We start from the raw sequence: 25,409 nt of genomic DNA on the forward strand, positions 1-25,409 counted from the left end.
ACTCGTTCGTCATCGCGAACAGCCCACAACACTTCGAACGGGCTTTGTCCAACCCCTTGCCGAAGTATTGGCCGAAGGTTAACGTCCCGCGCACCGCAAGTCCTTGAGCGCCACCCCGCCGCAGCCGCACAAGAGACAAGGACGTCCGTCATGCCGGCATCGAGCACCAGCACATGGGACCGTCGAGCAGTACTCCGTGCCGCCCTGGGACTCACCGCCGCCGGCGGGCTCGCCGCGTGCGGCGGCAACACCGGACGCGGGGGCGGCTCGGGTTCGGGCACGTCCCTGGTCCAGTACTTCCACGCCTACGGCGAGGCCGGCACCGAGCAGGCGATCAAGCGGTACGCCAAGGCCTACGAGGAGGCGAGCGTGACCACGCAGTGGATCACGGGCTCCAACTTCGAGAGCAAGCTGTTCTCCTCACTGCTCACCGACAAGGCGCCGGACGTCTTCGAGTTCCACCCGCAGATCCAGCTCATCAAGAGCGGTCAGGTGGCCGATCTGACCGAGCTGGTCGACCCGGTGAAGGACGACTTCAACCCGGCCGACATCCAGTCGCACACCGTCGACGGCAAGATCTACGGCGTACGGATGATCGACGACCCGCAGTTCTTCTTCTACCGCAAGTCGCTCTTCGACAAGGCGGGCGTCGACATCCCGCGGACACTCGACGAACTCCTCGCCGCCGCAGCTGAACTGACCACCGACAAGGTCAAGGGCATCTACCTCGGCAACACCCTGCACTCGATGGTCAACCCGCTGATCTGGGCGTCCGGCGCCGACACCCTGGACGAGAACAACGAGATCGCCTACCACACGGACGGTGTCGTCGGCGGTTTCGGCACCCTGCGCAAGCTGTTCACCAGCGGTGATCTGCTGCTCGACGCGCCGACCGACTTCTGGGACCCCTCCGCGCTCAACCAGGGCCTCACCGCCATCCAGTGGTGCGGCATGTGGGCCATGCCGCAGATGCAGGAGGCGCTCGGCGACGACCTCGGGATCTTCCCCTTCCCCAAGGTGACCGGCTCCGGCAAGCAGGCCGTCTACAACGGCGGGTGGTCGATGTTCGTCAACGCCAAGGGAAAGAACGTCGAAGCGGCCAAGGAGTACGTGAAGTGGCTGTGGATCGACCAGAAGGAGTACCAGGAGGACTGGGCGCTCTCCTACGGCTTCCACATCCCGCCGCGCACCTCGATCGCCGAGTCCGCCGGCAAGCTCAAGTCGGGTCTGCCGGCCGAGGGCGTCAGGCTGTTCAACGAGTTCGGGCACTTCGACAACATCGGCTGGACCCAGTCGATGATCACCGCCCTGGAGGACGTCCTCGCCAACTGTGTCCGCAAGGGCGGTGACCCGGAGGCCGAGCTCGACAAGGCCGACGCGAAGGTGAACCGCGAGCTCGACAAGCTCTTCGGATAGACCGGCGGACGGGCAGCCACCCCATGTCGGCCACCTCCACGCGCGATGTCGCCCGCCCCGCTCCCGGCAAGGGCTCCCCCGCCCGGCCGCGGCGACGGCTCCGGGGCAACAGCACCCTCGCCTTCTGGCTGTTCACCGGGCCGTTCCTCCTCGGCCTGGCGGTCTTCGTCTACGTCCCGATCCTCTGGAGCGCCTGGCTGTCGCTCTTCGAGGCCCGCTTCACGGTCACGCCCAGCGAGTTCGTCGGCTTCGAGAACTACCGCACCATGCTCACCGACGACGAGTTCATGGGCTCCCTCGTCACCTTCACCGTCTTCGCCGTGATCATCGTCCCCACCACCTGGGCGCTGTCGCTCGCGCTCGCGCTGGCGGTGAACCGGCTGCGGTTCATGCGCGCGTTCTTCCGGTCGGTGTTCTTCCTGCCGACGGCGGTCAGTTATGTCGCCGCCTCACTCATCTGGAAGATGTCCATCTTCAACGGCGTACGCTTCGGGCTCGCCAACACCGTCCTCGGCTGGTTCGGCGCCGACAACACCGCCTGGCTGGCCAGCCCCGACCCGCCCTGGTACTGGCTGGTCATCGTCACCGTACGGCTGTGGCTGCAGGCCGGCTTCTACATGATCCTGTTCCTGGCGGCGCTGCAGAACATCCCGCCGGAGCTGTACGAGGCGGCGGCCATCGACGGGGCGAAGCCCGGCCGGCAGACGTTCCGGCACATCACGCTGCCCCAGTTGCGCGCGACCTCGACGGCCGTGATCCTGCTGCTGCTCGTGGCCGCCTACCAGGCCTTCGACGAGTTCTTCAACCTGCTCAACAAGACCACCTGGGGGCGTCCGCCCCTGGTGGAGCTGTACTACAAAGCGCTGGGCGAGAACCAGGACTACGGCGCGGGCAGCGCGGGCGCGCTGATCCTGACGCTGCTGATCTGCCTGGTGACGCTGCTCCAGGGCCGGATCATGGGCTTCGGCAGGGGGGAGGGCCCCAAGTGACCACCACCACTCCCAGGCGGGGACCGACGCGCCGGGTCCGCCGCGGGAACGTCATCGGCTCGGCGGGCCTGTACGCCGCCACGGCCGTCGCCGCGCTGCTGTTCCTCGTCCCCTTCTACCTGATCGTGCGGGGCGCCCTGTCCACCGACCGCGAGATCACCGGCGAGGAGTGGCGGTTCTTCCCCACCGACATCCAATGGGGAAACGTCACCGAGCCGTTCGACGATCCGACGGTCGACTTCGCCCGGTCGCTGTGGAACTCGGCGGTCGTCGGAGTGGCGCACACCGTCGGCACCCTGCTGGTCTGCTCACTCGCCGGATACGGCCTCGCCCGCATCCCGTACCGGCACGCCGACAAGGTCTTCTACGCCGTGCTGGTGACCCTGATGGTGCCGACCGCGGTCACCTTCGTGCCCAGCTTCGTGCTGGTCTCCTCGCTCGGCTGGGTGGACAGTTACCGGGGTCTGATCATTCCGGGCCTCTTCAGCGGTTTCACCTGCTTCCTGTTCCGGCAGTACTTCCTGGGGTTCCCCAAGGAGCTGGAGGAGGCGGCGCGGGTGGACGGGCTCGGCTACTGGGGCGCGTACTGGCGGGTCGTCGTGCCGAACTCGCTGAACTTTTTCGCCGCCATCGCCACGATCACCTTCATCAGCGGCTGGAACTCGTTCCTGTGGCCGCTGGTCATCGGCCAGGACCCGAGCTCCTGGACCGTCCAGGTGGCCCTCTCCTCCTACATGACCAACCAGACCGTGAACTTCCATCTGATCTTCATGGCCACGGCCATTTCCATCCTCCCCCTGGTGTGCGTGTTCCTGTTCCTCCAGCGCTGGCTGGTCCAGGGCATCGCACAGACCGGGATCAAGGGCTGAGTAGGAGACCCATGTCATCGCGCACCCCGGCGAGCGGCTCGACCGGTTATGTCGAGGACGTCTCACCCGGCCGCGGGGCCCTGCCCCCGCGCGCCTGGTACGCCTCCTCCGACGCGGCATCCCTGTCCCTGAACGGCAGGTGGCGCCTGCGGGTGTCCCCGACCGCCGACGCGGAGGACGACTCGTTCGCCGAACCCGGCCACGACGCCGGCGACTGGGCGGAGGTGACCGTGCCCGGCCACTGGGTCCTCCAGGGCCACGGCGCGCCGATCTACACCAACCACCTCTATCCCTTCCCCGTCGACCCGCCGCACGTCCCCGCCGAGAACCCCACCGGCGACCATCTGCGCCTCTTCGACCTGCCCGGGACGTGGCCGGGCGACGGCGGGAGCGTGCTCCGCTTCGACGGGGTGGAGTCCTGCGCCCGGGTGTGGCTGAACGGCACGGACATCGGGGAGTTCAAGGGCTCCCGCCTGGCGCACGAGTTCGCGGTCGGGCACCTGCTGAAGCCGTCGGGGAACGTCCTCGCGGTACGGGTCCACCAGTGGTCGGCCGGCTCCTACCTGGAGGACCAGGACCAGTGGTGGCTGCCCGGCATCTTCCGTGACGTGACGCTGCTGCACCGCCCGGTGTCCGGCGTGGGCGACTTCTTCGTGCACGCCGCCTACGACCATGTCACCGGCGAGGGCACCCTGCGCGTCGACTCCGGCACCCCGGGCCGGGTGACCGTACCGGAGTTGGGCATCGACGTGGCGACCGGCGAACCGGTGACGCTCCCGGTCCGGCCGTGGACGGCGGAGACGCCCCGGCTGTACGACGGGGTACTGGCGACGGCGGGCGAACGCGTCCCGCTGCGTGTCGGCTTCCGAACGGTCGTCCTGGACGACGGCGTGATCAAAGTCAATGGGACGCCACTGCTGTTCAAGGGCGTCAACCGGCACGAGTGGCATCCGCGCCGGGGCCGCGCACTGGACCCCGCCACCATGCGCGAGGACGTGCTGCTGATGAAGCGGCACAACATCAACGCCGTCCGCACCTCCCACTATCCGCCGCACCCCGCCTTCCTCGACCTGTGCGACGAGTACGGGCTGTGGGTGATCGACGAGTGCGATCTGGAGACCCACGGATTCGTCGAACAGGACTGGCGGGACAACCCCGTCGACGACGACCGCTGGACCCCCGCCCTGCTCGACCGCGCGGCCCGCATGGTCGAGCGGGACAAGAACCACCCGTCGGTGGTGATGTGGTCGCTGGGCAACGAGGCGGGCACCGGACGCGGACTGACCGCGATGGCCGACTGGATCCACGGCCGGGACCCGTCCCGGCCGGTGCACTACGAGGGCGACTCCGGCTGCCGTGACACGGACGTGTACTCGCGGATGTATCCGCCGCACGCGGAGGTGGAGCGGATCGCCCGGGGCCTGGACGGCGGCCCTCACGGCAGGCGCCGACTGCCGCTCGTCCTCTGCGAGTACGGGCACGCCATGGGCAACGGACCCGGCGGACTGGCCGACTACCAGAAGCTGTTCGAGACGTACGACCGCCTCCAGGGCGGTTTCGTCTGGGAGTGGATCGACCACGGCATCGAGCACCCGGACCTGGGCTACGCCTACGGTGGTGACTTCGGGGAGGAGTTGCACGACGGCAACTTCGTCTGCGACGGGCTGCTGTTCCCGGACCGCACACCCTCACCGGGACTGACCGAGTACAAGAAGGTGATCGAGCCGGTCCGGATCGAGGCGGGCGACACGGACGGCACCGTACGGGTGACCAACCGGTACGACTTCGCGGACCTGTCGCATCTGGAGTTCTCGGTCTCCTACCAGGTGGACGGCCTGCCGACCGGGGCGCACCCGCTCGCCGTGCCCGCGCTCGTCCCCGGGGCGTCGGCGGAGGTCGAGCTGCCCGAGGCCCCGGACGGCAAGGGCGAGGAGGTGCAGTGGACGGTGGAGGCACGGCTCGCCGGGGACACCCCCTGGGCCGGGAGGAACCACGAGGTGGCCTGGGCACAGCGAACGGTGTCCCGCCGCGCCCCGCTGCCCGCCGCCGCCGGCGTACGCCCCACCGTCGACGGGGACCGGATCACCCTCGGCCCGGCGGTCTTCGACGCCCGCACCGGCGCGCCGCGCACCCTCATCGGCGTGCCGGTCTCCGGTCTGCGCCTGGACGTGTGGCGGGCGACCACGGACAACGACGACGGAGCGCCCTGGCAGCCGGACACCCGGTACGGGCTCCTCTGGCGCGAACTGGGCCTGCACCGCATGCGACACCGCGTCGAGGCCGTCGAGACGGACGGCGACGGCCTGACCGTACGGACCCGGGTGGCGCCCGCCGGCCGCGAGGCGGGCCTGCGGACGGCGTACCGCTGGACCTCCGACGGCACGCACGTGCGGCTGGCCGTCTCGGTCGTACCGGAGGGCGACTGGCGGGTGCCGCTGCCCCGGCTCGGCGTCCGCTTCGGCCTCGTCGGGGCCACCGCGGAGGATGCCGTCCTCTGGTTCGGCGGCGGGAACGAGGCGTATCCCGACACCGTGACCGCGTCCAGGGACCTGCTGTGGGACGCCAGTGTCCAGGACCTCCAGACGCCCTACGTCCGCCCGCAGGAGAACGGCGCCCGCGCGCACGTGCGCTGGGCGGAGGCCGGCGGCCTGAGGATCGACGGCGACCCGGAGTTCTGGTTCACGGCCAGGCCCTGGACCACCGAACACCTGGACGCCGCCCGGCACCGCACCGACCTCACCCCCGGGGACACGGTCTGGGTCAACCTGGACCACCGCCAGCACGCCATCGGCTCCCAGTCCTGCGGCCCGGGCCCGCTGCCCCAGTACCAGCTGTGGCCCGAGCCGGCGGAGTTCTCGTTCGTCTTCTCGCCGCCGCGCGACTGACGGACTCAGTGGTCCGCGCAGCAGGGCGTCGGGTCCGGGGCCTCGAACGGCACGAGGGTGCCGCCCAGGGCCGGAGTGGCGGCGAGGACGAGTTCGTCCCGCTGCCACTGCGGCCGGACATGGTCACGGGTCACCATGCGCGTCTGCGGGCCGGGTGGCTCGGGCGTGCCCAGAACCGTCACGCGGGCGATCGCGGAGCCTGCGATCAGCTCCGCGACGGTCATCGTGCCGGTGAGGGCGCGGGCGCCCGGATAGAGCACCGCGCGCCCGACCGCGTCGGGCAGTCCCGGGGAGACGGCACCGTACCCCGCGAGCCGCTCCCGGAGGGTGTCCGGGAGCGGCCGCGCGGGCAGGGACAGCGACACGGCGACGCGCGGCCGGTCGCCGCGCACGAGGTGGGTGCAGCCGAACATGTCCTCGGGCAGGTCGAGTCCGGCTGCCAGTTCGTGCAGCAGGTGGTCGGCGTCGAGCAGGTCCCGGACACCCGCGTCCACGGTGAGGGCGTACGGCGTCACGACGGCAGCACCCACACCGGGTTGGTGTAGAACCACAGGTCGCGCCACGGGTCGGCGTCGCCGACGATGTCGAGGGCGGGGCCCGCCGGGTCGACCCGCGCGCCCATCGCGCCGACGGCGGACCGGTTGCCGTCCGTGCCGCGCAGCCGGACGTACACCGGGCGGTCGACGCGGCCGAGGTCGAAGGTGACGCGGACGGTACCGGCCGGCTTGTCGATGTCGTACGAGCGGACGACCTTCGCCGTGGGCGCGGTGAAGGTGTCCTTGTCGGTGACCGGGCCGGTGACATCACCCTGGATGACGTCGACGCGGGCGAGCTTCGGTGTGAAACCGGCCCAGTTGGTGCCGCCGGCGAGCGCGACGTCGGCGCTCAGCGTGACCCGGGTGCCCTTGCGTACGTGCAGGGCCCCGCCGAGGGTGGCCCAGCGGCTGCCGCCGGAGACCCGGACGTCGAGACCGCTGATGAGCTGTCCGTGGTCGACCCAGACGCGGCCGGCCCGGATGCCGTCCATGACGGCCGCGTAGGAGAAGCCGTCGGCGCCGACGTGGGTGCGGCTGTACTGTCCGGGCCAGAAGTCGCCCTGGGTGACGTCGATCCTCCCGGCGTAGACGGGGTCGTCGTAGCGGCCGTTGGCCGCGAAGTCGCCCCCGCCGCGGGCGCCGGTGTCGGCGTACACCTGGTGGGAGTCGGAGTTGGCGGTGATCCACCAGGGGCGGCCCTCGGCGAGGAGGCTGTCCCACAGGCCGCCGACGGTGGCGGTCATCCAGTCGAAGCCGCCCCAGGTGCGGTAGCTCTCCAGCGGGTAGCCGGGGAAGGAGTTGGCTCCGGGGCTGCCGTCGTAGATGCCGCGGGCGCGACCCATGCCGAGGGGCTTCGGAAGGCCGGCGGCCTGGTGGCCGGGGGCGCCCTCGAAGCCGACGGCGATCTGCCGGTCCCCGCTGCCGGTGGCGTCGCGCCAGGCGCGGATCTCGTGCGGGGAGTCGATGCCCTTGCGCGCGGGGTGGTTGGCGAGCATCAGGGCGTCCTTGACCTTGCGCCGTCTGACCTGGTCCGCGAGGAAGTTGAGGCCGGCGACGGCGAGCGCCTCGTTGGCGGGGGTGGAGTCGCCGGCGCCCTTGACGCTGCCGTCGTAGTCGTTCTCGAACTGCTTGAGGACGGAGACCTCGTGACGGCCGGGGTGGACGAAGACGGTGCCGTGTTCGGCGGCCGGGATGTTCCACTCAAGGCCCTGGAAGACGAGCGTGTCCTCGTGGGCGGCCCGGGCCTGTCTGATGTCCGGGTTGACCTTCTCGACGCCGATCTTCGCGTGGGTGGTGCTGCCGTGGTCGGTGATGACCAGCCAGTCCATGCCGTGCCGGGCGCCCTGGCGGACCTGGTCGACGACGCGGTACTTGCCGTCGCTGCTGTACTGGGTGTGGATGTGGTGGTCGCCCGCGAGCCACAGGAAGCCCTTGCCGCCGCCCTTGCCACGACGGCTGTCGCCCGCCGCGTGTGCGGGCGCGGCCGCACCGGCGCCGGCGGACAGCACGGTGCCGGCCGCGAGCCCCGCGCCGAGCAGCCCGGCCCGGCGCAGCAGCGTGCGACGGGACCTCTGTTCGGGGTTCAGCGCCTCGTCCGGCACGGAGGTGTCGAAGGCGGCGGGCAGGGGCGCCGTCGCCTCCTGCCGGTGGTCGTGTCCGTGGTGGTGATGGTGGTGCGGTCCGTGTGCGTGCCCGTGACCCATGACGTGCCTCCTCGATGCCGCGACGCGACCACGCCGCGAGTGGAGGATCAACGCGGCGCGTGAACGTGGAACGACCGGCGGGTGAGCCGCACATGCCCCGGACACGACGGCTCGCCGCACACCCCGGGTGGGCCGGATCCGCTCTCGGGACCCCGGAGAACTTTCCGGGAGGACCGCATCCCCGCGCCGGACCGGCGAGGAGGCACTGACCGCGTTCGCCGGGGCGTCCACCGCGCGTACGCCCTGACTCACCCGCCCGGTACGCGGCCACCCGGATCCGCCTGGACCCCCTGTCCTGACGGGTGTGAGACGGCGGAAACAGCGGTACGGACGGTGAGTCGGAGCCGTTCGTCCGGGATTCCCTAGGATGGAATCTTGCCGCAGCCGTCTGTCGCCGCCCAGGGGGAGGGAGCGCGACGTGTCCCAACGCCCCCTGAGGAGCGAACCGTTGAGGCCCGTGCGAACGCATCCGACGCCTGCCGGACCGGACGACGGGACATCCCGTCCCGGACGGTTCGTGGGCTGGCTCGGCGGGCTCGGGTGCCTGGCCGCCGGGTACGGAGTGTTCCAGTTCCTGTTCCAGGTGCTGCCCGGCTCCCTGGGCGGGGAGGCGGCGAAGTATCTGATCGCCTCGGTGAGCGGGTTCGGCACGGCGCTCGCCGCGTGGCTGGCCGCCGCGCTGGTTCGGGCCCGGGCCGACGGAGCCGCCCGCCCCGCCGGGCCGCCCGCGACCGGGACCGGCCCCGCGCCCGGTCCGCTCCCCGAGGTCTTCGCGTCCGCCTACGACGCCCTCGTCGCTCAGGTGGCCGTGGTCGACGACCCCGGCCGCGGCCGACTCACCGGCTGGTCGCACTCCCTGGGCGAGAGCAGCCCCTCCCGCCCCACCTCCGTGGGCACCGCGTACGGGCTGCAGATCATGCTCGACCTCGGCATGACCGACGGCCGGCTCGTACCGGGCGAGCTCGTCGACACGCTGTGGCGGCTGCGGCTGCCGGGCGGCGGATGGTCGGCACGGTCCCAGGGGGCCGAGGCCCGGCCGGAGGTCACCGCGCTGGTGCTGGGCGCGCTGGCCCGTGCGGGTGTGTCACCGGACCGGCTCGCTGAAGAGGTGGACCGCTGCACGAACGCGTTCACCCGCGAACTCGACCGCGCGGGACGGGAGTCGACGCACGTGATGACGACGGTGCTGCGCGGGCTGCTGCGCGCCGCACCCCGCCTCGCCGCCCTGCCCTCCCTGCGTGAGGCCCTGGTGGACGGCGCGATCAGCGATCCGGCCCGTGACCATCTGCGCTGCTGGGGCTACCGGCTCGACCCGCCGTACGGATCCCCGTCCCCCCTGCACACGGCGCAGGCGGTGGTCGCGCTGGAGCGTGCCGCACGCGTCCTGGGCGAGAGCGCGGGCGTGCGTGCCGCACGGGAGGACGGGGTGCGCTGGCTGCTGTCCTGTCCCGACGCTCAACACCACGCCTGCGTGGACCTGGAGAACCTGCGCGAGGAGGTACGCCGGCCGCGCCCGGACGATCCCGCGCACCACGAGGTGCTGAACGTACGGCACTTCACGGCGACCTGGATCGTGAGGGCCCTGCTGTCCCGGGGCGCGCTGGAGGTCGCCCGGCGGGACGGCCTGGAAGGGATCTGGCGCGAGCTGCTGGACGGAGCGGTGGCCGCGGTGCGGGCCGGACAGCGGGACGGCATCTGGTCCTGGGACCGGGGTGACAGAAACGAGCTGCGGCACCCGATGTGGATGACGTATCAGGGCCTGACGGCGCTGCGGGGACACGCCCTGTGGGCGTACCGGCCGGACGACACGACGACCACGACGACCACGACGTGACGCGCGGAGACTCGAGAGGGTGGGATGGGTGGGGGATCGACAGGTGCGGGCCGTACGGCGGTTGCTCACGGAGTCACTGGACGGTGAGCACCCCGAGCGGGACCGGGTGGCGGCGGCCGGCGCGGTCGTGGCCCGGCTCGGCGACCCCGACGAACTGTTGGAACTGATCACCGAACTCGCCGGCGGCTCGGGCGATCCGGAGGCCTGTGCCCGGCTGTCGTACCGCCATGTGCTGGGCTTCGACAAGCTGCTGCTGGCCGGCGTCGGCGCGCGGCACATGCTGCGGGTCCATCTGTGGCATGCGGGCGGGGGCGGCACCGGCACGGACGACATCCACAACCATCGCTCGACGCTGGCATCGCACATCGTGCGGGGGCGGCTGAGCATGGAGCTGTACGAGGCGCGCGACGACGGTGAGGGGGTCGAGGCCACCCGGTACGAGGAGTCCCTGGCCGACGGGTCGGCCGACTGGCTGCTGGAACCCGCGGGGCGGGCCCGGCTGCGGCTGACGCACACCGGCCGTTACGCGGCGGGCAGCACCTACGCCCTGCCCGCGCACACCCTGCACCGGGCGTGGTGCGACACCGACGAGCCGACGGTGACGCTGTTCCTGGAGACCGGCGGTGGACGGCGCCGGCACACGGATGTGTTCACGGCGGCGGGACCGCATCCGGGTGCGGTGGCCAAGCAGCCGCTGGACGGGCCCGGTTATCTGGCCGCGCTGAACGGGCTGGCGGAGTTGCTCAGGAGCGCGTGAGCGCCTGCCGCACTACGTCCAGGTTGTAGTCGTCGATGTCGACGCCGGTCAGCTCGGACGGATGCAGCCAGACGTGCTCCTGGTCCGGCAGGGGGAGGGTGATCCTCCGGCTCAGCGGGCGGACCAGGAAGTTCTCCTGCCAGTTCTTGGTCTCCCGCCCCCGGTACTCGCTGACGAAGGACGACTCGCCCACCTTGCGCACGATCTCGCCGAGCAGGCCGGTCTCCTCCTTCAGCTCGCGCAACGCGCCGTCACGGGCGTTCTCCTCGGGTTCGAGCTTGCCGCAGGGAACGCCCCACACCCGGGGCAGGAATCTCTCCGTCGCACTGCGGCGCACCAGGAGCACCCGCCCCTCGTCGTCCCGCACGACCGCGGCCGCCAGTCGTTTCTCGCCGGGGATGTCCATGTCCATGGTTCCTCGGTCCCTCGCCGGAGATGAGTCCAAAGGGTCTGATACCCGCGAAAGTGCCCACCGTACCAGGGTCACTCCCCCCGGTCCCGTCCACCGAACGCCTGGATCTCCGCGTACGACGGGGTCGTTCCCCGCAGGGGCCCGTCACCCGCGCGGATGCCGGCCAGTGCCTCCACCGCCGCGCCCAGTGCCCGGCGGTACAGGAGGGAGCCGAGACTGACGCGGCGGACGCCGAGGTCGGTGAGGTGGGGGACGGACGGCCCGGTGGGCGTGTACAGGATGTTGAGCGGAACGCCGTCCAGGCCGCGCACCAGGTCCGCGATCCTCCGCGGGTCGGTGAGGCCGGGGACGAACACTCCGTGCGCGCCCGCCCGCACGTAGGCGTCGAGACGGTGCCTGGTGCCGTCGCCGTCGCCGAGCCAGTACGTGTCGGTGCGGGCGTTGACGAAGAGGCCGGGGGCCGCGGCGCGGACGGCGGCGATCTTCGCGGCGTGCAGGTCGGCGGGGCCTCTTCCGTCCTCCAGGTTGATGCCGACGGCGCCCAGCGCGTGGAGCTCCCTGGCGAACTCGGCCACCGCGTCGGGGTCGTCGCTGAAACCGCCCTCGGCGTCCACGGAGAGCAGGAACGGTCCGGAGCCGAGGACGCGCGCGAGGTGCAGCGTCAGGTCCCGGGTGGCGGCGGCGCCGTCGGGCAGTCCGGCCGCCGCGGCGACACCGAGGCTCGTGGTCCCGACGGCCCGGAACCCCTGGGCGGCCAGGAGCAGCGCGGAGGCGTGGTCCCAGGCGCACGGCAGCAGCAGGGGCTGGTCCGCGTGGTGGAGGCCGGCGAAGGCGGTGGCGGCCGCGGACGGACGGGAGGTCGGTGCGCTCTCGGTCATGCGGAAACGGTAGAAGCGGAACGCTTCGGTGCCGGCCGAAGTGTCCGTGCCTCTCCGGCCGTGCCCTTTCGCCCCAGCCTCACGGGACGGCACGGACCTGGGACGCCCCGGTTCCGGACGGAGCGCCCCAGGGGCTCATCCCACCCCGACTTCCCCCTTCAACACCAGAGGCAGGTCGACGAGTTCCCGAGTCCGCACCGTTCAGTCACTCAGCGGGACGACCTCATGTCCCTTGTGTCCCCCGCTGGTTGGTATCTCCAACACAGAGGTGTGCGCTGACCGACGCCGAGTCGGCCGCGCAGCCGCCGGCCACGTCTGCCACCGCCATCGCAGTCCCGTCCCACGTCGCCCCCTCCCCCGCCGGGCCGCCGGGCCGTCGGCAACGGGGACGGGGATGGGGGACGGGGACACCGAAGTCGCGGGTGCCGTCCGCCTGCCGGCCGAGCCGCTGCACGCGGGTGTGCCGGTCGGGGTCGTGCAGGGGGTCGCCGTCGATCTCTCTGATACTGGCGGTAGTCGCTCTTGCTCTGGCTGACCGCCGTCGCCACCAGCTCGGCATCCGAGCGCCCCGCCCAGCCAGCCCATCTCACCCGCGGTCACCCCCGATCAAGCTGACCGTCCCGGAGACCCGACACCTACTCGCCGCCGTCTTCAGCCCACCAGCCGTGACCGGGCCCGTACTTCTACACGGGCACGAAGTCGGCCATCCTGTCGCCCTCCGGCTGGACGACTCCGTACGCCCCCTCCGGGACCGCGTTCCAGGCGCCGGGAAGGTCCCCCAGGGGCTCGGAGACGATGAGACGTGCATCGTCGGAGAGCTCGCGCAGGAAGGCGAGGTCGGGGTGGAGGGAGCGCAGGGTCTCCACCCGGCTGCTGTAGAAGAGCGAGCGGGACTCCTTCCGGCTGGAATAGCGGAACGCCCACAGCCGCGCGCCGTCGGTCACCGCGACCGTCATCTGCAGCGGGAACTCCACGCCGTGCGCACGGCCGGTGCGCTCCACCAGACCGGCCATCCGGGCCACCGCGCCGGGCGGGTCCTCCTCCAGGCCCAGGGTGAGCGCCAGGTAGAACATCATCTCGGAGTCCGTGGACCCCTCGATGTCGGCGAACAGGCCCGGGTCCACGGCCATCGCGAGATCGCGTCGCATGAGGTGGAACCCGTCGATCGCGCCGTTGTGCATCCACATCCAGGGGCCGTGGCGGAACGGATGGCAGTTGGTCTGCTGCACCGCCGTACCGGTGGAGGCGCGGATATGGCCGAAGAACAGCGGCGAGACCACATGCCGGGCGATCTCCCGCAGGTTGCGGTCGCTCCAGGCCGGTCCGATGTCGCGGACGACGGCGGGGCTGTCGGTGTCCTCCCCGTACCAGCCGACACCGAACCCGTCACCGTTGGTGGTCTCGACGCCCATCTTGGCGTGCAGGCTCTGGTCGATCAGTGAGTGGGCCGGCCTGTAGAGGATGCTGTCGAGCAGGATCGGAGTGCCCGAATAGGCGAGCCACCGGCACATGTCCACCGCCTTTCCGGCCCCGCGGCCACGACTCGGGCGGAGCCCCGCTGCCCGCCGGGTACCCAGCCGGCCGGGTGGGACGCGAGCCGGGCGGCCTCCCTGCTCCGTTCCGGGCCGTGGGCCCCGGCACCCCGCCCGGCCGCCGCCCTCGGCCCGTCCCCGGCGCGCTCCCGCCGCCTCATCCACGACGGGTGATCATGCCGGAGGCCGTGCACGATGGGATGAAGGGCGAGAAGGCGCGGGGAGCCACGAGGAAGCGCGGCTCACGGCGCAGGCGGGAGGCCCCGATGCCCGTACCGAGTCCGTTCAGCGGCAGCCCGTCCCCGGCCGAGCGGGCCGCGCGCGGCAAGAACGCGCGACGCCGCACGTCACGCTCGTCCCACGGCCGGTTCGAAGCCGCCCGTGGACGGCCCGACCCCGTCGGGATCATCGAGCGGCAGTCCGCGACCCGGCTGCCCGAGCTGGTGCCGGTCCGTTACGGCCGGATGCTCGAATCCCCCTTCCGGTTCTACCGGGGAGCAGCCGCGATCATGGCGGCGGATCTCGGACCGGCTCCGAGCACCGGCCTGACCGTGCAGCTCTGCGGCGACGCCCATCTGCTGAACTTCCGATTGCTGGCCTCACCGGAGCGTCATCTGGTGTTCGACATCAACGACTTCGACGAAACCCTCGCCGGCCCCTTCGAATGGGATGTGAAACGGCTGGCGGCCAGCCTCGCCATCGCCGGACGGGCGAACGGCTTCCCGACCGGCGCGCAGGACGACACGGTGCTCGCCTGCGTGGCGGCGTACCGCGGCCGCATGCGCGAGTTCGCCGGCATGCGCACCCTCGACATCTGGTATGCCCAGGACGACGCCGACCGGCTGCGGGGCATCATGGCCGCGTCGATGGACCGCGAAGCCCGGCGCCGTACGGCGAAGGCGACCGCCCGCGCCCGGTCCCGCACCCATCTCCGCGCCTTCGCGAAACTCACCCGGTCCACCGCCGACGGGCGCCGCATCACCCCTGACCCACCGCTGATCACACCACTGGCCGACCTGCTGGACGACCCCTCGGCCGAGGAGCGGGCCCTGCGGGAGGTCCTGGACGGTTACGCGCGGTCGCTGTCATCGGAACGGCGGCACCTGCTGCGGCGCTACCGCCTGGTCGACATGGCCCGGAAGGTGGTCGGCGTCGGCAGTGTCGGCACACGCTGCTGGATCGTCCTCCTCCTCGGCCGGGACGACGACGATCCCCTGCTGCTCCAGGCCAAGGAGGCGCAGGAGTCGGTGCTCGCCCCGCACACGGACGGCGGGCGCTACGACAACCAGGGCCGCCGTGTGGTCGCGGGCCAGCGGCTGATCCAGACGACCAGCGACATCATGCTCGGCTGGACCCACGCCGTGGGGCTCGACGGACGCCCCCGCGACTTCTACGTACGCCAGTTGCGCGACTGGAAGGGCATCGCCCGCCCGGAAACCATGGACCCGGCCACGCTGTCACTGTTCGCCCGTCTCTGCGGGGCGAGCCTGGCGCGGGCCCACGCCCGCTCGGGCGACCCCATCGCCATCGCCGCCTACCTGGGCCGGGGCGACCGCTTCGACCGGGCGCTCACCGGGTTCGCCCAGGATTACGCCGACCGCAACGAGCGCGACTTCGAGGCGCTGGGGGCCGCCGTCCGGTCCGGCAGGGTGCGCGCCGAGAGCGTGTGACGCGGCCGGCCCGCTGGACGGGGTCCCTGTGCGGGGCGACGAACCGTCTCCGCGAGGCCACCTCCGAAGACGGTGCTCCATCCCTGCACCCGGCACCCGGCACCCGGCACCCGGCAAGGAGGACGCGAGGTGACCGGTGAGCCGTGCACCTACTACCGTCGGGGCCATGAGCACCGGCACCGCACCCTCCCTCGCCGAGGCCCTGGCGGACGGCACGGTCGTCCTCGACGGCGGCATGTCGAACCAGCTCGCGTCGGCCGGACATGACCTGAGCGACGAGCTGTGGTCGGCCAGGCTGCTCGCCGAGGAGCCGGAGGCGGTGACGGCGGCCCACCTCGCGTACTTCGAGGCGGGCGCGGATGTCGCGATCACGGCGAGCTACCAGGCGACGTTCGAGGGCTTCGCGCGGCGCGGGATCGGCCGGGAGGAGGCGTCCGCGCTGCTCGCGCTGAGCGTCGGGTGTGCCCGGGAGGCGGCCCGGCGGGCCGGGGCGTCCCGCCCGCTGTGGGTGGCGGCCTCGGTCGGTCCGTACGGGGCGATGCTCGCGGACGGCTCCGAGTACCGGGGCCGCTACGGCCTGTCGGTCACGGGGCTGGAATGCTTCCACCGCCCCCGCCTGGAGGTCCTGGCCGCCGCGCGCCCCGACCTCCTGGCCCTGGAGACCATCCCCGACACCGAGGAGGCCGAGGCTCTGCTCCGCGCCCTGCGCGGCCTCGGCGTACCGGCCTGGCTGTCGTACTCGGCGGCCGGCAACCGGACCCGCGCGGGCCAGCCCTTGGAGGACGCGTTCGCACTGGCCGCGCGGGCGGACGAAGTGATCGCGGTCGGTGTGAACTGCTGCACGCCGGAGGCCGCCGACCACACGGTCGCGCTCGCCGCCCGTGTCACCGGTAAACCGGTCGTGGTCTACCCCAACAGCGGGGAGGAGTGGGACGCGGGGGCGCGGGCCTGGACCGGCAGGCCGACCTTCACCGCCTCTCGCGTCACGGGATGGCGGGAGTCGGGGGCCCGGCTGATCGGGGGCTGCTGCCGAGTGGGCCCGGAGACGATCTCGTCGGTCGCGGCGACGCTGGGCCGCTCGTAGCGAACTCGCACCAGACCGCCTTCACGTCGTCGTAGGCTGAAGCCCGCGCCTGAAGGAAGGATGCCGAGGTGGCCGGGCGGCCGGACGGGGGCTTGGTGCACGATGTCTGCTTCGGGCAGGGGCGGCAGTGCTCGGCGGAGAAGAACACCTTGAGGACCGGAGTGCCGTTGCGGTGGTGTTTCTGTTCCCACCACTCGAAACTTCGGTGCCCGCCTGGACATACGGCGCTCTCGTCCTCCCAGTCGATGGTGAAATCGGCATGGGAGAAGCCCTGATCCTCTCGGGACTGGCGGCTGCTGTCGTGCGGGGCCGGGCCGAGCAGTTCCATACCCTGCCCGGTCGCGGACAGGAACAGCGCGGCAGTGGTGCAGCCGGCGTCCACGACGGAACGTCCGGCAGCAACCCCCGTTCCGTGAGCGCCTGGTGGACCGGTTCGGTCATCTCGGTGTCGGCCACCACGGCATCGGTGGTGGCCACCTGCGTGATCACATGCGGCGCGTCCGGCTCACAGGTCTCAGTCAGGTGCGCTTTGTAGCCGGTCCAGCCGGAGCCGCGCTTGATCCCGTAGCGGGCGTCGGTGTCGTAGGGCGAGCACAACCGTTGATGAACCGGCGGGAGATCCTTGGTCTCCCGCCGGCGCACGCCCCTCTCGTCGTGGTGGTACTGCTGGACCCAGGAGACACGCAGGACCTGCACTGCCTCGATCTCACGCAGCCAGCTCGGAGCCGCGGGGGCGTAGACCGCGTCCAGCAGGAAGAACCCGTCCTGTCCGACCTGCTCGGACCACTGTTCACGGACCTCTTCGCCCTTGGGGAAACGGTAGTCGTCCACGCGTGGCCCGTAGCGCTCGGCCCACTCGGCCGTGACCAGGCCGGACAGCCATGCCGGGGCAGCGACCGCCAGCGCCTCCAGTGCGGCCCGCAGCGTCTCGCCGACGAACTCCATCCGGTTCAGTGTCCGCACCGCCGCCAGCACGTGCGTGGAATCGGTCCGCTGCCGGCCACCGGCCTTCAGCAGGCCCAGCCCGCGCAGGCGTTCCAGCACCAGCTCCAGCGTCGTCTGTTCCAGTCCGTGCTCGATGAGACGGGAACGGAACAGGCTCAGCACGGAGGCATCGAACCCGGGATCATCCAGCTCAAGGCCGAGGAGAAACTTCCAGTCCATCCGGGCCCGTACCTGGTCAGCGGCCTGCCGATCGGTCAGCCCCTCCGCGTACTGCAACACCGACACCAACGCCAACGCCCCCGGCGAGACAGCCGGACGCCCCCGGACAGCAAACGCCCCGGCGAACGCCTCGTCCTCAAACAGCGGACCCAACGCCTCCCGGATCCGCACCGCCAGCGTCCCCTTCGGGAACGCTGCCCGCACCACCCGGGCCGTCAGCTCCGGCACCCCATGATCAGCCCGCGGCTCCAGCGACATCTCTCGGCCCTCCCACCCACGACCACAACAACCACGGAGGACCAACGACCCAACCCTGCTCGAATCACGCATTCCTCAGCAGAGTCCTGAAGGGCGGAGTATCCACGGAGGAATCTGATGAAGGACGCTCCGGACCGCCTCCAGTGGGCGATGAACCACTGTCTGGCCCAGATCGGGATCGAGCACGCCGAGCACCGTGCCCGTGCGCTCGGCATCGGTGAGCGGCTGGAGGTGCTCAAGGACTACCCGACGCCCCCGGGCTGCACGTCCCCGTTCGCGCCGGCGTGGATCAACGAGATGGTGAGCCGGCGGGCGGGGTAGCAGGCGGTCCACCCCTGGGACGGGGAAAAGGGCTGGCGGCGCCGGGTTCGCGTCGTCCAGCATGGAGTCCATGATCGACGAACCCGAGCGATGGACCCAGGCGACCGTCTACCCCGACATGTGGGCCGACCCGGACGCCGACCCCCGCAACAACGACGGCCCCGCGCCGGACGGGGAGCTCGCGACGCTGGTGGACGTGCTGACGAACTACCGGCTGACGCTGCGGATGAAGTGCGAAGGGCTGGACGCGGAGCAGTTGGCGCGGCGTTCGGTGCCGCCGTCGACGATGTCGCTGCTCGGGCTGGTGCGCCATCTCGCCGAGGCGGAGCGGGACTGGCGCAACTGGATCAGCGATACGGAGCCTCTGCCGAAGCTGTACGGCAGGCGGGACGGGGACTTCGACGACGCCGTCGGCGATCCGGCCGTGGTCGAGGCCGCCTACGCGGATCTGGAGCGGGAGCAGGCCGCGACCGACGCGGCACTCGCCGCTCATACGGATCCGGGCGTGCGGCTCGGGAAGGAAGGCATCGCGGTGCGGGAGCTGTTGGTGCACCGGGTCGAGGAGTACGCCCGCCACTGCGGGCACGCGGACCTGTTGCGTGAGTGCGTCGACGGGCGTGTGGGGCAGTAACGGGACTGCCGGGCGGTTCAGTTGCGGCGGAGGGCGCCCGTGCGGCGCAGACGGCGGACGACCGAGCGGAGTTCGGAGGGCGGCGGGGCGGGGTCGGAGGCCTCCGGGGCGGTCCACAGGGCGAGTTCGAGGTCGCGCGGGCCCTGGACGGTGTGCGGGGCACCGTCGCCGAAGATCCGCACCGGGTGGTGGGCGTCCCACCGCTCCCACCCCGGCGAACCGTCGGTGACGAACCGTACCCACGCCGCGTGCATCGCGTCGGCCAGTTCCGGCGGCGCGCCCCCGCCGGTGAGTTTGCGGGCGTCGGGCTCGTCGCGGCTGTCGAAGACGAAGCCCAGCTCCAGGGCGTGGCAGGCGCCCATACCGGGCCGGTTGGAGGGCCAGGCGAACTCGTAGACGTACGAGGGCTCCGTGCGGCCGTCGGCCAGGCGGTGCAGCGGGGCGCGCAGCAGGTGGTCGGTGACCAGCTGGCCGACCGTCTCGGCGGTTCCGGCGCCGGGGTGCAGGGCGCGGTAGCCACGCGGGACCTCGCTGCCGCAGCGGCAGCGGGCCATCGCGCCGGCGAGGGCGACCGTGCCGAGGCGGTCGACGCGTTCCAGGAGGCCGCCGGGGACCAGCCAGAGGCGGTGTTCCTCGCGGGTCCAGCCGGTCAGGAGGTCGACGCCGGGGGCGGCGCCGTCGGTGAGGGCCTCCAGCGGGTCGCGCGGGACCAGGTCGCCGTCGAGGACGATGCCGAAGGCGGGGCCGCCCAGGACGGGGCTGCTGAGACGGCCGATGTCGGCCTGGACGCGGAGCAGCTGCTCGCGGTCGACAGCGGTGAAGGCCGCGGCGGTGGCCGGGATCCTCAGGCGGTTCGCCATACGGCGGACCATGCGCCGTACCTTGTCGCGGTCCGTGGTCTCGGGCGGGCCGCTCTGCAGGACGGCCCGCCGGACCAGCCCTCGCGTCTGCGGGGCGGCGACGAGCGCGCCGGTGCTGATGGCCCCGGCGGACTGGCCGCCGAGGGTGACGCGGCCGGGGTCGCCGCCGAAGGCCGTTATCGACGCGTGGACCCAGCGGAGGGCGGCGAGCTGGTCGCGCAGGCCGAGGTTGGCGGGGGCGTCCGGGAGGAGGCCGTAACCCTCTGTTCCGAGGCGGTAGTTGACCGAAACGAAGACGACGCCGTCGCGGGCGAAGGTGCGGCCGTCGTAGACGGGGACGGCGGAGGAGCCTCGGGTCAGGGCGCCGCCGTGCAGCCATACGAGGACGGGGAGCCGGGCGTCGGGGGACGGGTCGGGGGTCCACACGTTCAGGTTGAGACAGTCGTCACCCTTGATCACCGGGTCGGAGAGGTACTGGGCGAACGCCTCGGAGTACGGGGGTTTCGGGGCCGTCGGGCCGAAGGCGCCGGCGTCGCGTACGCCGTCCCAGGGCTCCGGGGGGACGGGCGGGCGGAAACGGCGGGGGCCGAAGGGGGGTGCCGCGTACGGGATGCCCCGGAACACGGCGACGTCCCGCTCGCGGCGGCCGCGTACGGCACCGTATGGCGTCCTGATCACGGGGTTCTCCCGGCCTGCCGTCATGTGCCCACCAGCCCTTCACCGCGCCGTGCTCACGCCGCACCGGCCCTCCGAGGCCGGACACGGGCCGGACCCACCGGTAACACCAGAGCACCGCCACGCTCATCGGTATTCCTGTCACGTGTGAGAGTTCTTCCCGCCCCGGAGTGCCGGACCTACAGCAGGAAGCGCTTTCTATGCGTTCCCTGTCCGGTGGAGAGGTGGATTCCCGATGGCCCGTACGGGTGGTGCCGGCATGACGGCCGGGCCGACGCTGGCGGTCGTGGCCCGGGAGGCGGGGGTGTCCGTGCCGACCGCGTCCAAGGTCGTCAACGGCCGCGAGGACGTGGCCCCAGAGACCCGCCGTCGCGTCACGGCGGCCCTGGACCGGCTCGGGTACGTCAGGAAACCCCGGTTCGACGGAGCGAGGCCCCCGCACCCGGTGGACCTGGTGGTGCACTCCCTGGGGGACTCCGCCTCGGGCGCGGTGCTGTACGGCGTGGAGGAGGCGGCGCACGACGCCGGGCTGGAGATCGTGGTGTCGGCGGCCCTCACACGGAGACGTTCCGGGCGCCCGGACCGGGTCTGGCTGGAACGGCTCGTGCTGCGCGGATCGGCGGGGGTCCTGTTCCATCTGGCCGAGTTGAGCGAGCAGCAGTACGCGTGGCTGGAGCGGTACCGCATCCCCTTCGTGATGATCGACCCGGTCCGTGAACCCGCGCCGGGCGCCGTCTCGGTGGGCGGGGCGAACTGGCAGGGCGGGGTGACGGCGACGGAGCACCTGCTGTCGCTCGGCCATGAACGCATCGCCGTCATCGCCGGCCTCCGGGGCACGATGTCCGGCGGTGCCCGCGTCGCCGGATACCGCTCGGCCCTCGCCTCGGCCGGTGTGCGCCACCGTCCCGAGTACGTCCGGCACACCGGCCCCGACGAGGCCGCGGCCCACCGCCGGATGCGCGAGCTCCTCGATCTGCCGGAGCCGCCGACGGCCGTCTTCCTCTGCTCGGACCGGATGGTGTGCGGGGTCTACGAGGCGCTGGCCGAACGGGGCTTGCGGGTGCCGGACGACATGAGTGTGGTCGGCTTCGACGACCTGCCCGAGGCCCGCTGGCCCACCCCGGCGCTGACCACCGTCCGCCAGCCGCCGGCCGAGATGGCGGCGACGGCCCTGCGCCTCCTCCTGCGCATGGCGGACGGCCACCGTCCGGAGAGCACCCGCACGGAACTGTCGACCCGGCTGGTGGAACGCGCCGGCACCGCACGGCCACGGGACCCGTCCGACCGGCAGGGACCGCGTGTAGCACAGTGGAAGGCGGTTGCGGGCACCTTCGGACCGTAATCAACCTCCTTGGTGAAATCTTCCGTTGCGTTACACTGCGTATCCATATGCTGCGTGCGTGACCAACGACGTGACGAGCGCCATACCGAGCGCGTCGGCAGGTGGGGACCCCCCGGGTGGCGACGGCCCACCCCGCCCCTCGTGGCTCCGGCGGACGGCCCTGCGGATTCGCGACGCCTCCGCGGGCGCGTGGATGATCACCCTCCTGCTGCTGGCGGATCTCGTGACCGTCCTCGGGGCGGGCGCGATCTGGCTGACGCTCGGCGGGGATCCGGCGGTGGTGGGGGTGACGGCGGCGGCCCTGCTGGCGTTCGCCGCCGCCATGCTGCCGCTCATCGGGCGCCGGGGCCCGGACGGGCAGCCACCGCTGTGGCCGCCGTTCGTCCTCGTGGTGATCCCGCTGGCCGTGCTGGCCGTCGGAGTGCCGGCCTGGGGCACATGGGCGTTCCTGGACAGCCGCCCGGTGGAGGTGACGCATCGGGTCGACCTCGATCCCGGCCCTCCCCTGGTGGACGGCGACACCGTCATCGCCTCCGTGCACACCGACGACCCCAAACCGCGGCTCACCATCGCCTTCGACGTGGCCCCGCACGACCCTGCCGCTCCGGTGTGCGTGCCCGGCACCGAACTGACCGTGATCTTCACGGCGGGCGCCGGGAAGGACCAGGTGCACTCGGGCGTCCCCGGCACGGAGTTCACCTTCGCCCTGGGGCGGGGCACGACCGATGTCGAACTGTCCGTCCGGCTCGACGCGGAGCCGGGCTGCGCAGTGGATCTGTCCGTCGCCTCCGCGCATCTGGATGACTAGGAAAGAGAGCCCAGTGACAGCCAAGAAGCGCTCTCCGCGCTCCCTCCGCTCCCTCGGTCACCGGTGCGCGCGGGTCACGGCCGCCGCCGCCCTCCTGTTCGGCGCCGTGGCCTGCGGATGGACGGCGGACGGGGCGGACGAGAAGTCCTCCCTCACCGGCACCGTGTACATCGGCGGCAAGAACGACCAGCCGGGGTTCAACCTCCACAGCGCGCACACCGACCGCGGCTTCGAACCGGACCTGGCCGCCTACCTCGGCAAGCGGATCGGTTTCACGCCGAAGTGGCACGACGTGGTGTCCGCGCACCGGGAGCAGGAACTCGTCGACAAGGCCTCGGCCCTGATCATCGCCACCTACTCCATCACTCCGCGGCGGGACGAACAGGTCGACTTCGTCGGGCCCTACTTCGTCACCAAACAAGGGTTCCTGGTCCGCGAGGACTACCAGGGCATCAAGAGCGAGAAGGACGTCGCGGGCAAGGTGATCTGCACGGTCGAGGGCTCCACGTCGGCCCTCGCGGCGCTGCCCGGCGGGACGACGCCGCACGAGGAGAGCGACTACTCGACCTGTGTGCGCAAGCTCCAGCAGGGCGACGTGGACGCCGTGTTCACCGACGAGGCGCTGCTGTACGGATTCGTGGAGCAGCAGAAGCGCAGCAAGACGCCCGTCAGGGTCGTTCCCGACGTCTCGTTCGGCAGCATCAACCGATACGGCATCGCGCTGCCGGAGGGCCGCCGGGGCGACTGCGACAAGCTGCGCGACGCCCTGCGCGACTACCTCAGCGAGGAATGGGCCGCCGATGTGAAGGCCCAGCTGCCCGCGCTCGTCACCGCGTACCCGGGTGACTGGGAGAACGTGTTCCGCCCCGACGGGGAGGACGTGGACACGTACTCCTCCTGCAAGAACTGATCAACGTGCGGCGGCGGCCCAGGTGATGCCGCCGAGCAGGTGGGCACGGAAGCGCGGGTCGGCGTAGGCCTCGGTGGCGTGGCCGAGGGCGGTGTAGAAGACGCGGCCGGCGCCCTGGTCACGGCACCAGGCCAGCGGGTGGTCGTCGCCCATGCCGCCGCCGTCGTACGACGACTCGTCGGCGGACAGCAGGACCCGCACTCTTCCGCGGGGGCCGGTGCGGAAGTCGTACCACTCGTCGGTGAACTCCCAGACCGGGGGCAGGTGCCGGGTCGCCGGGTGGTCGCGGTCCTCGGTCAGGACGCGGCCCGGCTGGAAGGCGGGGTGCCTCTCGAAGCGGGCGCCGAGGAGTTCGCCGTAGTACGGCCAGTCGTACTCGGTGCAGGCGGCGGCGTGCACGCCCACGAACCCGCCGCCCGCCTCGACGTACGCCGCGAGCCGCGCGCGCCCGGCCGGGGTGAGCACCTCGCCGCTGGTGGAGAGGAAGACGACGGCGGCGTACCGGTCGAGAGGGCTCTCGAAGGCCTCCGGGTCCTCGGTGGCGTCCACCTCGAAGCCGCCGAGCCCGCGCAGGGCGGCGACACCGGCCGGGATGGATTCGTGCCGGTAATCCGTTGTGCGGGTGCAGACGAGAAGCGCGGGAGCGGCCATGCGCCGGAGCCTACGCGAGGGTGCCGGGCGGCCGTGCGTTCCTGCGCGAGGCGCAGGTCGCGGTGAGCGCGTCGCGGCGGGCGCGGGCGACGGCGCGGGCCGGTGCCGAGGACCTGGTGGGTGAGCTGGTGGTCGCGGTGCAGATGGGCTTCGGCACGCGGCAGCTGCCGCGGGCGCTGGGTGCGCTGCGTCGCCGCTTCCCCCGGCTGGAGGTCAGCGTCTTCGAGGAACCGAGCTCCGCCGAGCTGGATCGGCTGTGCCGCCGGGGCACGCTGGACTTCGCCCTGATGGCGGCGTGCGAGCGGAGCCCCGCCAACGCCCACCACCTCGGCGACGAGGAGCTCGTCGTGGTGCTGGGCGCCGGGCACCCGCAGCTGGCCTCGGACCGGGTCGAGTTGCGGGAACTCGACGGGGAGCCGTGGGTGCGGTTCGACCGTGACAGCGTGCTCGACGGCGCACTGCTGGGCGTGCTGCGGGACAACGGTCTGGCCCCGGTCACGGCCGCCCGCGTGTCCCAGACGGCGACGGCCGTGCGCTGGGCCGCCCACGGGCTGGGAGTGACGCTCGTCCCGGCCTCGGCGGTGCCTCCCGGTCACGAGCACCTCGTCCGCCCGGTGTCGTCGGCCGTCTTCCGGCCCGTCATCGCCGTGGTCCGGCAGGACGCGGGCCCGGCGGAGACGGCCTTGCTCGAACTCCTGCACGGGGAGACCTGGGTCGAGGCCGGGGTCGAGGCCGAGTCCGCGGCCCCGTTCGCGTCCGAGACCGAGTCCGAGGCCGTATCCGTGGCCGAAGCCGCATCCGGAGCCGGATCCACGTCCCGGTCCGAGGCCGCGTCCCGGTCCTTCTCCCCTGTTCTGACGACCCGGGCGAGCCGCCCCACGCAGGGCGGGCCGGGTTCAGAGCTGGGTGTAGCCTCCGTCCACCGCAAGCTCGATGCCGGCGGTGTACGTGGCGTCGAAGGCGAGGAACGCGGATGCCCCCGCGATCTCCTCGGGGGTGCCGAAGCGCAGCATGGGATTGTCCGCGACCCGCTCCGCCGTGAACTCCTCGGCGGCCTCCGCGGTCATCGTCCGCTCCAGGATTCCCGTGTCGACGGGACCGGGCCTGACCGCGTTGACTCGGATGCCGCGCGACAGCAGGTCGCCGAGGTGGTGAGGAGGCCGCGGGTGTCCGGCCCGAACCGGCCCGCTCGGTGTCCGATTCCTTCAAGACCCGTCCGGCGGG

Annotated in this window: 20 protein-coding genes and 4 pseudogenes; 14 read left to right on the forward strand and 10 right to left on the reverse strand. The window is 72.0% G+C overall.

The window, feature by feature from the left end; all coding sequences use genetic code 11:
* Window positions 1-150: 150 nt before the first annotated feature.
* Genes ACZ5C2_RS07045 through ACZ5C2_RS07060 form a run of 4 tightly spaced genes read left to right on the forward strand, consistent with a single transcriptional unit; the run spans window position 151 to window position 6,159 of the window.
* The gene (locus ACZ5C2_RS07045; RefSeq protein WP_468787409.1) at window positions 151-1,416 is read left to right on the forward strand and encodes an ABC transporter substrate-binding protein; all 1,266 of its coding nucleotides are present in this window, start codon (window positions 151-153) and stop codon (window positions 1,414-1,416) included.
* A 23-nt stretch (window positions 1,417-1,439) separates the two neighbouring features.
* Window positions 1,440-2,405 carry a carbohydrate ABC transporter permease gene (locus tag ACZ5C2_RS07050; protein ID WP_468787411.1) on the forward strand — a complete coding sequence of 322 codons (966 nt, stop codon included), beginning with the start codon at window positions 1,440-1,442 and terminating at the stop codon, window positions 2,403-2,405.
* On the forward strand, window positions 2,402-3,274 hold the full coding sequence (locus ACZ5C2_RS07055) for a carbohydrate ABC transporter permease (RefSeq protein ID WP_468787413.1): 873 nt from the start codon (window positions 2,402-2,404) through the stop codon (window positions 3,272-3,274). Before ACZ5C2_RS07050 ends, ACZ5C2_RS07055 begins: the two co-directional genes overlap by 4 nt.
* A gap of 11 nt (window positions 3,275-3,285) precedes the next feature.
* Complete coding sequence (locus tag ACZ5C2_RS07060) at window positions 3,286-6,159, forward strand: glycoside hydrolase family 2 TIM barrel-domain containing protein (RefSeq protein WP_468787415.1); 2,874 nt, start codon at window positions 3,286-3,288, stop codon at window positions 6,157-6,159.
* A gap of 5 nt (window positions 6,160-6,164) precedes the next feature.
* Here ACZ5C2_RS07060 and ACZ5C2_RS07065 read toward each other — a convergent pair whose 3' ends face one another.
* Both ACZ5C2_RS07065 and ACZ5C2_RS07070 read right to left on the reverse strand, forming a co-directional pair.
* The gene (locus ACZ5C2_RS07065; protein WP_468787417.1) at window positions 6,165-6,689 is read right to left on the reverse strand and encodes a hypothetical protein; all 525 of its coding nucleotides are present in this window, start codon (window positions 6,687-6,689) and stop codon (window positions 6,165-6,167) included.
* Window positions 6,671-8,398, reverse strand: a complete 1,728-nt coding sequence (locus ACZ5C2_RS07070) for a PHP domain-containing protein (RefSeq protein ID WP_468787419.1) — start codon at window positions 8,396-8,398, stop codon at window positions 6,671-6,673. Before ACZ5C2_RS07070 ends, ACZ5C2_RS07065 begins: the two co-directional genes overlap by 19 nt.
* A 457-nt stretch (window positions 8,399-8,855) precedes the next feature.
* On the opposite strand from ACZ5C2_RS07070, the gene ACZ5C2_RS07075 reads away from it, so the two are divergent.
* The gene (locus ACZ5C2_RS07075) at window positions 8,856-10,232 is read left to right on the forward strand and encodes a prenyltransferase/squalene oxidase repeat-containing protein (protein WP_468787421.1); all 1,377 of its coding nucleotides are present in this window, start codon (window positions 8,856-8,858) and stop codon (window positions 10,230-10,232) included.
* A 28-nt stretch (window positions 10,233-10,260) separates the two neighbouring features.
* Window positions 10,261-10,989, forward strand: coding sequence for a hypothetical protein (locus ACZ5C2_RS07080; protein ID WP_468787423.1), 729 nt, complete (start codon window positions 10,261-10,263; stop codon window positions 10,987-10,989).
* Here the strand turns inward: ACZ5C2_RS07080 and ACZ5C2_RS07085 are convergent.
* The 3 genes from ACZ5C2_RS07085 to ACZ5C2_RS07095 all read right to left on the reverse strand — a co-directional run bounded on the left by ACZ5C2_RS07085 (window position 10,976) and on the right by ACZ5C2_RS07095 (window position 13,790).
* The gene (locus ACZ5C2_RS07085) at window positions 10,976-11,401 is read right to left on the reverse strand and encodes an NUDIX hydrolase (RefSeq protein ID WP_468787425.1); all 426 of its coding nucleotides are present in this window, start codon (window positions 11,399-11,401) and stop codon (window positions 10,976-10,978) included. The two genes, ACZ5C2_RS07080 and ACZ5C2_RS07085, sit on opposite strands and share 14 nt — an antisense overlap.
* Before the next feature lie 71 nt (window positions 11,402-11,472).
* Window positions 11,473-12,279, reverse strand: a complete 807-nt coding sequence (locus ACZ5C2_RS07090) for an isocitrate lyase/PEP mutase family protein (protein WP_468787427.1) — start codon at window positions 12,277-12,279, stop codon at window positions 11,473-11,475.
* Window positions 12,280-12,962: 683 nt separating this feature from the next.
* Window positions 12,963-13,790, reverse strand: coding sequence for a class II glutamine amidotransferase (locus ACZ5C2_RS07095; RefSeq protein ID WP_468787429.1), 828 nt, complete (start codon window positions 13,788-13,790; stop codon window positions 12,963-12,965).
* A gap of 287 nt (window positions 13,791-14,077) precedes the next feature.
* Between ACZ5C2_RS07095 and ACZ5C2_RS07100 the strand changes: the two genes are divergently transcribed.
* Both ACZ5C2_RS07100 and mmuM read left to right on the forward strand, forming a co-directional pair.
* Complete coding sequence (locus ACZ5C2_RS07100) at window positions 14,078-15,481, forward strand: DUF2252 domain-containing protein (RefSeq protein WP_468787431.1); 1,404 nt, start codon at window positions 14,078-14,080, stop codon at window positions 15,479-15,481.
* A 166-nt stretch (window positions 15,482-15,647) separates the two neighbouring features.
* The gene (mmuM, locus tag ACZ5C2_RS07105; protein WP_468787433.1) at window positions 15,648-16,565 is read left to right on the forward strand and encodes a homocysteine S-methyltransferase; all 918 of its coding nucleotides are present in this window, start codon (window positions 15,648-15,650) and stop codon (window positions 16,563-16,565) included.
* On the opposite strand, the gene ACZ5C2_RS07110 is transcribed toward mmuM, so the two are convergent.
* Together ACZ5C2_RS07110 and ACZ5C2_RS07115 are read right to left on the reverse strand one after the other, a co-directional pair.
* The gene (locus tag ACZ5C2_RS07110) at window positions 16,465-16,893 is read right to left on the reverse strand and encodes a transposase (protein WP_468787694.1); all 429 of its coding nucleotides are present in this window, start codon (window positions 16,891-16,893) and stop codon (window positions 16,465-16,467) included. The genes mmuM and ACZ5C2_RS07110 overlap by 101 nt on opposite strands.
* Window positions 16,894-17,708: 815 nt before the next feature.
* Window positions 17,709-18,059 (reverse strand): annotated as a pseudogene (locus ACZ5C2_RS07115) (transposase); the annotation flags it as partial.
* Between the two features lie 45 nt (window positions 18,060-18,104).
* On the opposite strand from ACZ5C2_RS07115, the pseudogene ACZ5C2_RS07120 reads away from it, so the two are divergent.
* Together ACZ5C2_RS07120 and ACZ5C2_RS07125 are read left to right on the forward strand one after the other, a co-directional pair.
* Window positions 18,105-18,308 (forward strand): annotated as a pseudogene (locus ACZ5C2_RS07120) (DNA alkylation repair protein); the annotation flags it as partial.
* A 70-nt stretch (window positions 18,309-18,378) separates the two neighbouring features.
* On the forward strand, window positions 18,379-18,939 hold the full coding sequence (locus ACZ5C2_RS07125; RefSeq protein WP_468787435.1) for a mycothiol transferase: 561 nt from the start codon (window positions 18,379-18,381) through the stop codon (window positions 18,937-18,939).
* 17 nt (window positions 18,940-18,956) lie between these two features.
* Here ACZ5C2_RS07125 and ACZ5C2_RS07130 read toward each other — a convergent pair whose 3' ends face one another.
* Window positions 18,957-20,501, reverse strand: coding sequence for a carboxylesterase/lipase family protein (locus ACZ5C2_RS07130; RefSeq protein ID WP_468787437.1), 1,545 nt, complete (start codon window positions 20,499-20,501; stop codon window positions 18,957-18,959).
* Window positions 20,502-20,709: 208 nt separating this feature from the next.
* Here ACZ5C2_RS07130 and ACZ5C2_RS07135 point away from each other — a divergent pair, with 208 nt between their 5' ends.
* Genes ACZ5C2_RS07135 through ACZ5C2_RS07145 form a run of 3 tightly spaced genes read left to right on the forward strand, consistent with a single transcriptional unit; the run spans window position 20,710 to window position 23,534 of the window.
* Window positions 20,710-21,816, forward strand: coding sequence for a LacI family DNA-binding transcriptional regulator (locus tag ACZ5C2_RS07135; RefSeq protein ID WP_468787439.1), 1,107 nt, complete (start codon window positions 20,710-20,712; stop codon window positions 21,814-21,816).
* Window positions 21,817-21,874: 58 nt separating this feature from the next.
* On the forward strand, window positions 21,875-22,624 hold the full coding sequence (locus ACZ5C2_RS07140) for a hypothetical protein (protein ID WP_468787441.1): 750 nt from the start codon (window positions 21,875-21,877) through the stop codon (window positions 22,622-22,624).
* A 13-nt stretch (window positions 22,625-22,637) separates the two neighbouring features.
* On the forward strand, window positions 22,638-23,534 hold the full coding sequence (locus tag ACZ5C2_RS07145; RefSeq protein ID WP_468787443.1) for a transporter substrate-binding domain-containing protein: 897 nt from the start codon (window positions 22,638-22,640) through the stop codon (window positions 23,532-23,534).
* Here ACZ5C2_RS07145 and ACZ5C2_RS07150 read toward each other — a convergent pair whose 3' ends face one another.
* The gene (locus ACZ5C2_RS07150; RefSeq protein WP_468787445.1) at window positions 23,535-24,185 is read right to left on the reverse strand and encodes a ThuA domain-containing protein; all 651 of its coding nucleotides are present in this window, start codon (window positions 24,183-24,185) and stop codon (window positions 23,535-23,537) included.
* Between the two features lie 29 nt (window positions 24,186-24,214).
* Here ACZ5C2_RS07150 and ACZ5C2_RS07155 point away from each other — a divergent pair.
* Window positions 24,215-24,904, forward strand: a pseudogene (locus ACZ5C2_RS07155) (LysR family transcriptional regulator substrate-binding protein); the annotation flags it as partial.
* 177 nt (window positions 24,905-25,081) lie between these two features.
* Here the strand turns inward: ACZ5C2_RS07155 and ACZ5C2_RS07160 are convergent.
* Window positions 25,082-25,327: pseudogene (locus ACZ5C2_RS07160) on the reverse strand (SDR family oxidoreductase); the annotation flags it as partial.
* Between the last annotated feature and the right edge of the window lie 82 nt (window positions 25,328-25,409).

The organism is Streptomyces sp. NPDC031365, from assembly GCF_055569765.1.